12 protein-coding genes are annotated in these 12,390 nt (G+C 68.8%); 9 read left to right on the top strand and 3 right to left on the bottom strand.

Going from position 1 to position 12,390, the window contains the following annotated elements; genetic code table 11:
* Positions 1 to 534, bottom strand: a 534-nt coding sequence (locus H3O04_RS28560) for a biotin/lipoyl-binding protein (protein ID WP_202588947.1), incomplete at its 3' end; no start/stop codon positions are given.
* A gap of 83 nt (positions 535 to 617) precedes the next feature.
* Here H3O04_RS28560 and H3O04_RS28555 point away from each other — a divergent pair.
* On the top strand, positions 618 to 2,198 hold the full coding sequence (locus H3O04_RS28555; RefSeq protein ID WP_202588946.1) for an MFS transporter: 1,581 nt from the start codon (positions 618 to 620) through the stop codon (positions 2,196 to 2,198).
* A gap of 100 nt (positions 2,199 to 2,298) precedes the next feature.
* On the opposite strand, the gene H3O04_RS28550 is transcribed toward H3O04_RS28555, so the two are convergent.
* The gene (locus H3O04_RS28550; protein ID WP_230462067.1) at positions 2,299 to 3,120 is read right to left on the bottom strand and encodes an alpha/beta fold hydrolase; all 822 of its coding nucleotides are present in this window, start codon (positions 3,118 to 3,120) and stop codon (positions 2,299 to 2,301) included.
* Here H3O04_RS28550 and H3O04_RS36330 point away from each other — a divergent pair.
* The 6 genes from H3O04_RS36330 to H3O04_RS28525 all read left to right on the top strand — a co-directional run bounded on the left by H3O04_RS36330 (position 3,101) and on the right by H3O04_RS28525 (position 9,457).
* Positions 3,101 to 3,520 (top strand): hypothetical protein, encoded by a 420-nt coding sequence (locus tag H3O04_RS36330; RefSeq protein WP_236593050.1) that lies wholly within the window; start codon positions 3,101 to 3,103, stop codon positions 3,518 to 3,520. The two genes, H3O04_RS28550 and H3O04_RS36330, sit on opposite strands and share 20 nt — an antisense overlap.
* Before the next feature lie 126 nt (positions 3,521 to 3,646).
* Entirely contained in the window at positions 3,647 to 4,078 is a 432-nt protein-coding gene (locus H3O04_RS28545) for a DUF3331 domain-containing protein (RefSeq protein WP_006481357.1), read from the top strand.
* A gap of 64 nt (positions 4,079 to 4,142) precedes the next feature.
* A complete protein-coding gene (locus H3O04_RS28540; RefSeq protein ID WP_202588945.1) occupies positions 4,143 to 4,964 on the top strand; it encodes an alpha/beta fold hydrolase in 822 nt (273 codons plus the stop codon).
* A 445-nt stretch (positions 4,965 to 5,409) separates the two neighbouring features.
* A complete protein-coding gene (locus H3O04_RS28535) occupies positions 5,410 to 7,215 on the top strand; it encodes a winged helix-turn-helix domain-containing protein (protein WP_006481355.1) in 1,806 nt (601 codons plus the stop codon).
* 229 nt (positions 7,216 to 7,444) lie between these two features.
* The gene (locus H3O04_RS28530) at positions 7,445 to 7,864 is read left to right on the top strand and encodes a DoxX family protein (RefSeq protein WP_011545659.1); all 420 of its coding nucleotides are present in this window, start codon (positions 7,445 to 7,447) and stop codon (positions 7,862 to 7,864) included.
* A gap of 111 nt (positions 7,865 to 7,975) precedes the next feature.
* Complete coding sequence (locus H3O04_RS28525) at positions 7,976 to 9,457, top strand: mechanosensitive ion channel family protein (protein ID WP_202588944.1); 1,482 nt, start codon at positions 7,976 to 7,978, stop codon at positions 9,455 to 9,457.
* Positions 9,458 to 9,631: 174 nt separating this feature from the next.
* On the opposite strand, the gene H3O04_RS28520 is transcribed toward H3O04_RS28525, so the two are convergent.
* The gene (locus tag H3O04_RS28520; protein WP_012337491.1) at positions 9,632 to 10,540 is read right to left on the bottom strand and encodes a LysR family transcriptional regulator; all 909 of its coding nucleotides are present in this window, start codon (positions 10,538 to 10,540) and stop codon (positions 9,632 to 9,634) included.
* A gap of 123 nt (positions 10,541 to 10,663) precedes the next feature.
* Between H3O04_RS28520 and H3O04_RS28515 the strand changes: the two genes are divergently transcribed.
* Both H3O04_RS28515 and H3O04_RS28510 read left to right on the top strand, forming a co-directional pair.
* The gene (locus H3O04_RS28515; RefSeq protein ID WP_011545657.1) at positions 10,664 to 11,569 is read left to right on the top strand and encodes a helix-turn-helix transcriptional regulator; all 906 of its coding nucleotides are present in this window, start codon (positions 10,664 to 10,666) and stop codon (positions 11,567 to 11,569) included.
* A gap of 99 nt (positions 11,570 to 11,668) precedes the next feature.
* On the top strand, positions 11,669 to 12,390 hold a 722-nt coding region (locus H3O04_RS28510; RefSeq protein WP_202588943.1), incomplete at its 3' end, for an aldose epimerase family protein.

Here is a 12,390-nt window from a genome sequence, read left to right as displayed (position 1 = left end):
GCGCCGTTGCGCATCGGCCGCCGCGACGCGCGCGCGGGCGGACTTGCGGGCGGCATCGGCCGCATCGAATTCCTGCTTCGACAGGCCGCGCGGCGTCTCGCGGGTCAGTTCGCGTGCACGGGCGTAATCGAGTTCGGCCTTTTCGGCATCGGCGTGCGCCGACACGAGCGCCGCGTCCGCCTGCTCGATCAGCGCGCGTGCGCGGCTCGCATCGGCATGCGCCTGGGCGACGCGGGCGCGCTGCGCCGCGACGCGCACGTCGAAGTCGCGCCGGTCGATCTGCACGAGCGCGTCGCCCGCATGCACGAACTGGTTGTCGTCGACGAGCACGCGCTCGACCGTGCCGGCGACGCGCGGCGAGATCACGTGCAGGTGGCCGGTCACGTACGCGTCGTCGGTGCCGCGATCGCGTGCATCGAACTCGTACACGAGCAATGCGACGAGCAGCAGCGCGATCACGGCGATCGCGACGACGGCCAGCCGTCGGGAACGCGCGGGCGCAGCGGGCGACGGCGCGGGAGAGGGTGGGGTCATGATCGGCAAACTCCGTCGTACGGGCAGGATTCGACGCACCGCGTTATGCTTGCGCCAGCTTGATATGCGGGAGCCGCTCGACGATGAACACGACGTTCGCCACCGGCAGTGCCGTGCCGGCGCCGGCCGCAGGCCCGGCCTCCGACATTCCGACGTTTCGGTCGATCGCCGCGATCGCGGCCGTGCTGCTCGGCGCCATCATCGCGACGCTGACGTCGCGCATCACGTCGCTCGGGCTGGCCGACGTGCGCGGCGCGCTCGGCGTCGGCGTCGACGAGGGCGCGTGGATCAACACCGCGTTCACCGCGTCGCAGATGTTCGTCGGGCCGCTCGCGATCGCGGCGGCCTTCATGTTCGGCACGCGCCGCGTGCTGGTCGCGGGCGCCGTGGTGTTTCTCGGTGCGGAAAGCGTGCTGCCGCTGTGCACGCAATTCGGCGCGTTCATCGTGTGCCAGGCGATCGCGGGGCTCGCGTCCGGCGTGTTCGTGCCGTTGACGGTCGGCTTCGTCGTGCGCACGCTGCCGCCGCGGCTGATTCCGTTCGGCATCGCCGCGTATGCGATGAATCTGGAGATGTCGCTGAACCTGTCGGCCACGCTCGAAGGCTGGTACAGCGAACATCTGAGCTGGCGCTGGCTGTTCTGGCAGAACGCGGCGCTGACCGTGCCGTTCATCGCGTGCCTGATGCTGTCGCTCGCCGACGAGCCGATCAAGCGCTTTGCGTCCGGCATCGATGCGCGCGGGATGCTGCTCGGCGCGGGCGGCTTCGCGTGCCTGTGCATCGCGCTGGATCAGGGCGAGCGGCTGTTCTGGCTGCAGTCGCCGCTGATCGTCGCGTTGCTGGCCGCCGGCATCCTGATGATCGCCGCATTCCTGATCCACGAACTGACGTCGCCGCGCGCCGGGCTGGATCTCGGCTACCTCGCGCGGCCCAACATCGCGCTGCTGATCGTGCTCGTCGGGCTCGTGCGCTTCACCGTGCTCAACACGAGCTTCATCCCGTCGCTGTTCCTCGCCAGCACGTACGGCCTGCGGCCGTTGCAGATCGGCGATACGCTGCGCTGGATCGCGATCCCGCAACTGCTGTTCGCGCCGTGCGTCGCGCTGTTGCTGCAGCGGGTCGATCCGCGCCGGCTGATCGTCGCCGGCTTCGCGATGGTGGCGATCGCGTTCGCGTTCGGGTCGCGGCTCACGCCGGTGTGGGCCGAGCCCGATTTCATTCCGTCGCAGCTGCTGCAGGCGCTCGGTCAGACGATGGCGCTCACGTCGGTCATCTTCTTCTTCGGCAAGCACGTGACGGCCGAGCACGCGTTGACGTTCGGCGCGGTCGTGCAGGCGACGCGCCTGCTGAGCGGGCAGCTCGGCACGACGTCGATCGCGGTGATTCAGCGGATCAGGGAGGCTACCCATTCGAATCTCGTCGGTCTGCATGTGTCGCTGTCGGATCCCGAAACGCTCGAACGGCTGCGGGCCGGCGCGGCGTCGCTGGTCGCGCATGGCGCCACGTTCGCGACCGGCAACCAGGCGGCCTATGCGCTCGTCGATCGCGCGGTGCGCGTGCAGGCCACGACGCTCGCGCTGGCCGACAACTTCCGGGTGGCGATGGCGTTCGCGCTCGCCGGCGCGCTGCTCGGCATCCTGTTGCGCCCGGTGCGGGCGCCGTAAGTGTGGCGCCGGGCGGTCTGAAATTTCCTGAAAAGTCCTGAACGGCGCGTCCGTCGCGTCCGTCGCGGCGGCATGCGCGCCGCCGCGACGGACCGCGTGCTTACGCCTGCAGGAACGCAAGCAGCTCGGCGTTGATGCGATCGGCGTTCACGACGCACATGCCGTGCGAGCCGCCTTCGATCACCTTCAGCACCGCGTGCTTCACGATCTTCGACGACAGCCGGGCCGAATCGTCGATCGGCACGATCTGGTCGTCGTCGCCGTGCAGCACGAGCGTCGGCACGTCGATCTTCTTCAGGTCGTCGGTGTAGTCGACTTCCGAGAACTCCTTCACGCACAGGTACTGGCCGTGGATGCCGCCCATCATGCCCTGCGACCAGAATGCGTCGATGGTGCCCTGCGACACCTTCGCGTTCGGCCGGTTGAAGCCGAAGAACGGCACGGCGAGATCCTTGTAGAACTGCGAGCGGTTCTCCGCGACGTTCTTGCGGATGCCGTCGAATACTTCCATCGGCAAGCCGCCGGGATTGGTCGGCGACTTCACCATCTGCGGCGGCACCGCGCCGATCAGCACCGCCTTCGCCACGCGCTTCGTGCCATGGCGGCCGATGTAGCGCGCGACTTCGCCGCCGCCGGTGGAGTGGCCGACGAGCGCGGCTTCGCGCACGTCGAGCGCGTCGAGCAGCGCGGCGAGATCGTCCGCGTACGTGTTCATGTCGTTGCCGCGCGACGGCTGGCTCGAACGGCCGTGGCCGCGGCGGTCGTGCGCGATCACGCGATAGCCGTGCTGCACGAGGAACAGCATCTGTGCGTCCCACGCGTCCGCGCACAGCGGCCAGCCGTGCGAGAACACGACCGGGCGGCCGCTGCCCCAATCCTTGAAGTAGATCTGCGTGCCGTCCTTGGTGGTGATCGTGTTCATCGTGTGCGCTCCTGAGTGGGCCGAAGAGGGGCTGTGGGACGGCGTGCCGGCCGCGGCCGCTATGGCGGGCAGCGCGGCTGCGGCAACGGCCGTCGCGCCGGCGAGCAACATGTCGCGGCGGCGGGCCGACGAAACGGCGTCGGTCTGTTCGGGATGCATCTGGACTCCTGAGGTATGCGGCGGCGAGGCCGCACGGGATGGTGGATCGGTGGCGGCTGGTCGCGGCCATCCCGCCCGGCAGCCGGCCGGCGTGCGCCGTCGCGCGTCGATGGTGGCGCGCGGACGAACGAATGCCGTCGGGAGCGTAATCCGGCGCGGTGCGCGCCGTACTGAAATCCGGCTGAATTCTCTTGAACGCCGCGGCGCCGCCAACGGATTTGCCGCACTGCAGAAAAATTAAGGCCGCGACCGGGACTCTTCAGCGCACGGCGGCTATCGTCAGCATCGGGTCATCGGCATACGTCGCGCGCCACGCGAATGGAGCCGGCAGGCCCGCGCCGCCCGTCACCTGCCTGGATAAGCCGCCATGGACGCCTTCAATCGCTGGGAGCACATGATCACGTCGCTCGGACCGCTATCTGCCACGGGCGTCCGGATGCCGCCGATGCCGCGCACGCGAGAGACGGACGGCTCGCGTCGCCCGCATCGGGACGATGCGCCGGTGCCGTCGAGCGGCGACGTGCGCCGCCGCAGCGCGATCGTCGCCGTCGAGCGGCAGACCGATTCGTCGATGCTGGTGTCGTGGAGCGATCCGACACGCTGCCGCTACGACGAACAACGCTGGATCAGCGCGAAGGCGCGCAGGGTGGCGCGCTGCGCGCTCACCGGGCAACCGATCCGGGTCGGCGACGCGATCTACAAACCCCAGTGGCGCGGCGAGAAACGCCCCGCGAACTGCCGCGAGATGGTGCTCGCGACGGCGCTCGAGCAGTTCGTCGCCCGGCAGTCCCGGGCATGACGCGCCGCGCCGCACGCTTCGGCCGCGTCCGTGGGCGCGGCTTCCCTACTCGAAAGGAACCTTCATGAGCACGTTCACCACCCGCGACGGCGTGTCGATCTACTACAAGGACTGGGGCAGCGGCCGCCCGGTCGTGTTTATTCACGGCTGGCCGCTGAATGCCGACATGTGGGACGTGCAGATGCATCATCTGGCGTCGCACGGCCTGCGCGGCATCGCGTACGACCGGCGCGGCTTCGGGCGCTCCGGCCAACCGTGGAGCGGCTACGACTACGACACGCTGGCCGACGATCTCGCGACGCTGCTCGAGACGCTCGACCTGCATGACGTGACGCTCGTCGGCTTTTCGATGGGCGGCGGCGAGGTGGCCCGCTACATCGGCCGGCACGGCACGCACCGCATCGCGAAGGCGGTGCTGATCGGCTCCGTGACGCCGCTGGTCGCGCGCCGCGACGATCATCCGGAAGGCGTGGACGTTGCGGTATTCGACGGCATTCGCGCGGGTATCGTGGCCGATCGCGCGGCGTTCTTCGACGGCTTCTGGCCGCTCTTTGCCGGTTCGAACCGCGGCGGCTCGACGGTGTCGCGCGCGGCGCTCGGCTGGACCTCGGTGATGGCGCTGCAGGGCGGGCTGAAGGGCACGCTCGAGTGCGTTCGCGCATTTTCCGAAACCGATTTCCGCGCCGACCTGCAACGGTTCGACGTGCCGACGCGCGTGATTCACGGCGACGACGACCAGACGGCGCCGCTCGCGCTGACCGGCGCCGCGACCGCGAAACGCGTGCCGGATGCGACGCTGAGCGTCTATGAAGGCGGCCCGCATGCGCTGTACCTGACCCATGCGGCCAGGCTGAACGACGAATTGCTGGCGTTCGTGCAGGGCTGAGCTCCGCGACGCCGGCCGGTGGCGGCGCGGGGCACGCGCCGCCTGTTTCGCGCGGCGCATCGCGCCGGCCGCGCACGCAAATGAACCGACGGATATTCGGCCGGCACGATAGAGGCGCCGAAAATAAACCGGCCGTGCGAATCGAAAAGAAAATGCGCCGTATTTCTCCGCGCGAAAAACGTTTCGTCTGATATATCGAAATCGAATTCATGGACGCATGCACGATTTGCACGTGAAACGTGCGTGGCCTCGCCGTATTTCGGTGCCTGGGCGGTGCTCGGGCGCAAACAGCGCCGCGCGGCGGTATTTTTCGTCATTTCAAAAAATTCGAGCCGTTCATTCTGATAATTTGAATCATTCGACCATGCAAATACCGTAGCATTGATGCGGAACCGGCACCCGATTTCAGTGGGGCGCCGTTGAATGTCACCCTCAAGAAATTCTCATGATCCGGATTGGAACACTTCACGTTTTTCTCGACAGACGTGAAATTCGTTCGAACGGCAAGCTGCTGCGCATCGGCAGCCGCGCATTCGAAATTCTCGAGCTGTTGATTCGGGCGAACGGTGCGCTGGTATCGAAAGACGACATCATGCAGCGCGTATGGCCGCACACCGTGGTGGAGGAAAACAACCTGCAGGTGCACATCGCGTCGCTGCGCAAGGCGCTGGCCGGCGACCGCAACCTGATCGTGACGGTGCCGGGCCGCGGCTATCGGCTGGTCGCCGGGCAGGACGACGGCGACGCGCCCGTGCGTCCCGCGACGTGGCGGCCGTCCGCGGCGCCGAGCACGCTGTTCGGCCGCGAACAGACGGTCGCCGACGTGCTGGCCGCGCTGCAGGGCGCGCGCGTCGTGACGCTGGTCGGCGCGGGCGGCATCGGCAAGACGCGCGTCGCGATCGAAGCGGCGGCGCGCGCCGACGCACGCTTTCCGGAAGGCACCGTATTCGTTTCGCTCGCGACCGTCGCGTGTCCGCGCTTCGTGCCGGACGCGCTGGCCGGCGCGTTCGGCATCACGCAGCCGACCGGCTCGCTGACCCTCGAAGCGGTGCTCGCCAGCGTCGCACGTCGCCGGATGCTGCTCGTGCTCGACAATTGCGAGCACCTGCTCGACGCCGCCGCGCAGATCGCGAGCGCGCTCACCGATGCGGACGACGGGCTGTGCGTGCTCGCGACGAGCCGCGAATCGCTGCGCATCCATGGCGAGCGCGTGTGTCCGGTGCCGCCGCTCGACGTCCCCGACGAAGGCGCCGGCGATCGCGAGGCGATGAACGCCAGCGCGGTGCAGTTGTTCGCGGCGCGGGCGCGCGCGGCCGATCCGCGCTTTCCGCTCGACGCGCGCAGCCTGGCGTTGATGGCGTCGGTCTGCCGTCGCCTCGATGGCCTGCCGCTTGCGATCGAGCTGGCGGCGGCCCGCGCGGCCGTGCTAGGCATCGACGTGCTGGCCGCCCATCTCGACGATCACTTTCGGCTGCTGACCGGCGGTTTTCGCACCGCGTTGCCGCGCCATCAGACGCTGCAGGCGATGTACGACTGGAGCTACCGGTTGCTCGGGGACGCCGAGCGGCTGCTGCTGCGATGGCTCGGCGTGTTTCGCGACGGCTTCTCGATCGAGGCCGTGCGCGAGGTCGTCGGTGCCAACGGGCCGGCCGGCGCCGATCTGCTCGATACGATCGCCGGCCTCGTGTCGAAATCGCTGGTGATCCTCGAGACCGCGCACGGCGTGCCGCGCTACCGGCTGCTGACGACCACGCGGGCCTACGCGCAACAGCAGCTCGACAGTCACGGCGAGGGCGCGGCCGCGGCGCGCGCGCACGCGACCTACTTCCTCGCGTTGTTCCGGCGCGCGGCCCACGATGGCGACGCGCCGGGCAGCGGGCCGGAGGGCGCGACCCGGCTCGATGCGGTCCGGCGCGAGCTCGGCAATCTGCGTGCCGCGCTCGACTGGGCATTTTCGGCGCAGGGCGACGCGGCGCTCGGCATCGCGCTCGCGGCCGTCGCGGTGCCGTGCCTGTTCGATCTGTCGCTCGTCGACGAATGTCGCGAGCGCGCGCGTGTCGCGCTCGATGCGATGCGCGACGCGGATGCAACCGGGGTGTCCGACGATGCACGCGTGCGGGTGCTGGCCGCGTATGCGGCGGCGCTCGCGCATACCGCAGGGTCGACGCAGGTCGTGCACGATGCGTGGTCGGAAGTGCACGCGCTCGGATTCGATGCGGCCGAGGCCGAACTGCCGTCGCGCGAGTCGTGACGCCGGCTTCGTGCGCGTCTCCCGTGTTTCAGAACGATTCAGCCCGGATACAGGACGGCGGCAGGTAGCGCGCGTAGATTGCCTGAACGGCGCGTGCCGACACTCCGTCGGCACGCGTGCGCATCGACCACGTGCGCTCGCCGACGTCGCGCGATCCCGCTGAACGCCGGCGCGGCGAAACGCCCGGCGCACGCGTCGCCGCGCATCCCGCTCAACCGACGAACCGCGCATGAAACCTGATCAACCCGACCTTTCCCGTCACGCGACCGATCTCGGCCTGCTGTTCCTGCGCGTCGCCGCCAGCGTGCTGTTGCTCGTGGTGCACGGCTTGCCGAAGATCGTGCATTACACGGCCGAAGCCGCGGCCATCGAAGATCCGTTCCATCTCGGCCGCACGCTGTCGATCCTGTTCGCGATCTTCGCGGAGGTCGTGTGCCCGGTCTTCATGATCGTCGGTCTGTACCCGAGGCTGGCGGCGCTGCCGGTGATGATCGTCACGCTCGTCGCGCTGGTGTTCGTCCACCCCGACTGGCCGCTGCGCGATGCGCAGTTCGCGTGGATGCTGCTGATCCTGTTCGGCACGATCGCGATCGCGGGCGCCGGCCGCTACGTGTTGCCGCTGCCGGGCGTCATGCGCCGGCGCGCCTAGCCGCAGCCAGCGCGTCGGCGGCCCGCACGCCATGTGCCCGACGATTCCGTCCGCGCGGCGACGTACGTGCTGCCGCGCCCATCCTTTTGCGCGCCGCGCGTGCGTTCCGACATGTTGAATTTCTCCGATACGGCGCTCTACGGCGCGCCGATCGTGCTGGTCGATCTCGCCGCGTGGCGGCTGGTCGGGCGCGATCGCGCCGTGGCGCGCGCCATCCGGCGCTGTGCGGCGTTCGCCGCGCTGAGCGCGGTGCTGTTCGCGACCGGCGTGAGCCCGCTCGCCGTGCCCGCATCGCTCGGCGGGCTCGACCGGATCGCGGTTCAGGCCATCTGCATCGCGTGGTGGCTCCAGTGCGCGATCGTGTTCAGTCTGCTGCTCAATCATCTGCTGCTGCCGCAGGCGTGGCGCAACCAGCGGCTGTTTCACGACCTCGCCGAAGCCATCGTGTTCGGCGCGGCCGCGGTGGCCGCGCTCGGCTACGTGCTCGGCCTGCCGTTGAGCGGCCTGGTCGCGACCTCCGGCGCCGTGGCGGTGATACTCGGCCTCGCGCTCCAGAACACGCTGAACGACGTGTTCTCCGGGCTCGTGCTGAATACCACGCAACCGTTCCGGCTCGACGATACGGTCTCGATCGGCGAGCTCGAAGGGCGCATCGTCGAGAGCAACTGGCGTGCGACGAAGCTGATCGACAGCCTCGGCAACCTGGTCGTCGTGCCGAACAGCACCGCGGCGCGCGCGACGATCGTGAATCTCAGCGAACCCGCGGGCCTGCACGGCGTGACGCTCGCGCTCGACCTCGATCCCGCGGTGCGGCCGGCGGTGGCCGTCGGCGCGCTGGAGCGGGCCGCGGCGAGTTCGCTCGACGTGCTCGCGCGCCCCGCGCCGATCGCGGTCGTGAAGGCGTTCCGCGCGAATGCGATCCAGTACGAACTCGTCTGCTACGTCGACGCGCTGCAGAAGAAAATCACCGTGCGCAACGCGCTCTACGATCTCGCGCATCGGCATCTGGCCGCGGCGGGCGTCGCATGGCGGCCGCTAGCAGGCTCAGCGCCGGCGTCCGCATCGACCTCGCCAGGGCAACCGGTATCGCGCCGGCTACTGCTGTTGCGCGCGGTCGAATTGTTCGCGCGCGTGGACGACGACGATCTGGCCGTGCTGGCCGATGCGCTGGTCGCGCGTTCGTTCGGCAAGGGCGACGTGATCTATGCGTCGAATGCGGAATCGCGCGTGCTGACGATCGTCGAATCGGGCGTCGCGGCGGTGTTCGTGCCGGGGGCGTCCGGCGATGTGGAAGTCCGGCGGATGGCGCCGGGCGATGCGATCGGGCAGTCGGTCGTGCTCGCCGGCACGCGGCTGCATGCGACCGTTCACGCGGTGACCGCGATGACCGTGCATCAGCTTCGCAGCGAGGATCTGTCGGCACTGATCGCGAGGAAGCCGGCGCTCGGCAGGCTGATGTGCGAGTCGCTCACCGACCATATCGCGACCGAGGAGCGGATGATGATTCCGCCGGTGGAGAAAGCGCACGCGGGGTTCAGCCTGATCGGCTGGCTCGAGAAGGAAATGAAGCGGCTGCACGATTCGCTCGGCTGACGTGCGGCCGGATCGTGAGGGCCGCCGGCGCGAGGGGATGGGCGTGCGCTTTCTTTCGCGGCGCGTGGCGCCGTGCCGGGGCGCTGCATGATGCGCGCGATGCCGGGCCGTCAGCCATCGACGGGCGCCCCGCGCGTGCGGTCCCGGCGTGCCGGCGTGCCGTGAACGCGCGTGTCAGTCCGGCGTCGTGAAACGATCGACGAGATCGGGCTGGTCGAGTTGCTCGACCCACCAGTGCAGCGCGCGGCCCGCCTCGTCGCCGCGCCACGCGAGATAGCAGTGCGTGGTATCGCGCATGCCGGTCACCTGACGCGCGACGAGCTTGCCGTCGGCGATCGCGCGCGCCGCGATACATTCGGGCAGCGTGCCGACCGCGAGCCCTTCGCATTGCGCTTCCAGCTTCGCGGCCAGCGTCGGTACCGCGAGATACGGCTGGCCCGCATCGATCGCGACCGACTGCGGCTGCAGTTCGCGCGACGTATCGCTGATCACCGCGCCGCGATACTGGACGACCGACGCCATCGACAGCGGTTCGGGCAGCGCCGCGAGCGGATGGGACGGCGCGACCGCGAACACGTGTTTCAGCGAGCCGATCGGCCGTGCGACGATGCCCGGCAATTCCGGCGGTTCGCCCGCCGCGCCGACGACGAGATCCGCCCGCCGCGAAATCAGCGCATCCCATGCGCCGCCGAGTACTTCGGTCGACAGCCGCAGCCGCGTGTCCATCCCGAGCGCGTAGAACCGGTGGACGTACGGCCACAGCGCGTCGAACGGCAGGATTTCGTCGATACAGACGCGGACTTCCGTTTCCCAGCCCTGTTGCGCGCGCAGCGCCTTCATTTCGAGCTGCTCGGCGGCACGCAGCAGGCGCCGGCCTTCCTCGACGACGATGCGGCCCGCATGCGTGAGCTTCGCGCGCCGTCCGCTGCGGTCGAACAGCGCCACGCCGAGATCGCTTTCGAGTTTCTGCACCAGGTAGGTGAGCGCGGACGGGACACGATGCAGCAGTTCCGCTGCTTCGGCAAAGGTGCCGGTGCGGTCGATCGCGTCCAGGGCTTCGAGCGCTTCGAATGACAGCTTCATCGAAAATTCCGGTAGGGGGGTGGCTGGCGCATCATACCAGTGCGGGGTGCAGCGCGAGCAGCGTGCGTCGCCGCGATTTGCTAGAGTGATAAGCCTCGTTCATTCAGCTTCCCGCCTCGCCCCATGAGCGCCCCTCAGCCGGATACCGCATCGTCCGATTTCATCCCCGCCGACGTCAGGCAGACCGTCGTCACGCAAGCGTTGCCGAACGGGCAAATCGGTATCGTCCGGCTGAAGACCTTGCGCAGGAACATGGGGCTGACCGCGCCCTATGAACTCGAGAATACGGATCTGATCGTGCTGCAGTTGCACCCGTTCGGCGAGCAGGATCTGTGGCTCGACGGCCGCCCCGCACCGTTCGTTCCGTATGACGCGGGAACCGTGTCGATCTACGATCTCGACCGTCGCTGGGTGGCCGATCTCCAGGGCGCGTTCGATTGCCTGCATTTCCATCTGCCGCGCCACACGCTCGAGGAAACGGTCGACGACCTCGGCGGCCGGCAGCGGCCGCAGCTTTATCTGCCGCCGCATCTGAGCACCCACGATTCGGTCATCCATGCGCTCGGACACGCGCTGCTGCCCGCGCTGGCCCGGCCCGCTGAAGCGTCGCAGATCTTCATCGATCACGTGGGGCTGGCGTTTCAGGCGCACGTCGCGCATCGTTACGGCGGCGTCGGCGAGCGGCGGGAAAGGTCGGACGGCAAGCTCACGCCGTCGCAGGCGCGCCGCGCGAAGGAGTTGCTGCTCGCGCACCTCGACGGCAACATCGGTCTGGCCGACGTGGCGAGCGCGTGCGGGCTGTCTCGCGGCCATTTCGTCAAGGCGTTTCATCGAACGACCGGGCTGCCGCCGCATCGCTGGCTCATCGTGCAGCGCGTCGAACGGGCAAAGGAATGGATGCGCGACCCGAACATGCCGTTGAGCATGATCGCCGTTGCGTGCGGCTTCGCCGATCAGAGCCATTTCTCGCGCACCTTCACGCGCTTGACCGGCGTCACGCCTCGCCGGTGGCGCGCGGACCATACGTGAGCGTCGCGATGCGGATGCGGAGCACGGCATGACAAACGCGGCGACGTGCAGGCACGCAACTTGCGCACCGGCACGGGCCGCATCACTTGGGAGGTCTTCATGAAACGACGCTGGCCGCGACGACCGATGCTCGCGATAGGTGTGTTCGCAACGTTCGGGCTGCACGCAGCCGTTGCATCGGCGGCGCCCGAAGTCTCGATCAGCCGCGCCGATTACGGGACGACCGCGACCGGGCAGGCGGTGAGCCAGTACACGCTCGCGAACCGGCGCGGCGTGACGCTGAAAGTCATCACGTACGGCGGTATCGTGACCGCGCTCGACGTGCCTGACCGCACCGGGCACGCGGCCGACATCGTGCTCGGCTTCGATTCGCTGCGCGACTACGAGGCGCACAACGGCAACATCCATTTCGGCGCGCTGATCGGCCGGTATGCGAACCGCATCGCGGGCGGGCGCTTCGCGCTCGACGGCAAGACGTGGAAGCTGCCGGTCAACGACGGGCCGAACACGCTGCACGGCGGCCCCGACAGTTTCGACGCGAAGGTCTGGACGGTCACCGGCACGCACAGCGACACGACCGGTTCGAGCGTCACGCTGCGCTACGTGAGCCCCGACGGCGAGAACGGCTTCCCCGGCACGTTGACGACGGACGTGACCTATACGCTGACCCGCGACAACCAGATCCGCATCGACTACCGGGCCACGACGGACAAGGATACGGTCGTCAACCTGACCAACCACAGCTACTTCAATCTGGCCGGGCAGGCGGGCGGCAGCGTCGAGCGGCAACTCATCGAGATCGCCGCATCGCGCTTCACGCC

It is taken from the genome of Burkholderia sp. KCJ3K979, from assembly GCF_016759955.1.
Taxonomy (GTDB): domain Bacteria; phylum Pseudomonadota; class Gammaproteobacteria; order Burkholderiales; family Burkholderiaceae; genus Burkholderia; species Burkholderia orbicola.
The sequence above is the reverse complement of the archived record's forward strand: the minus strand, read 5'-3'. Positions and strand labels throughout refer to the sequence as shown.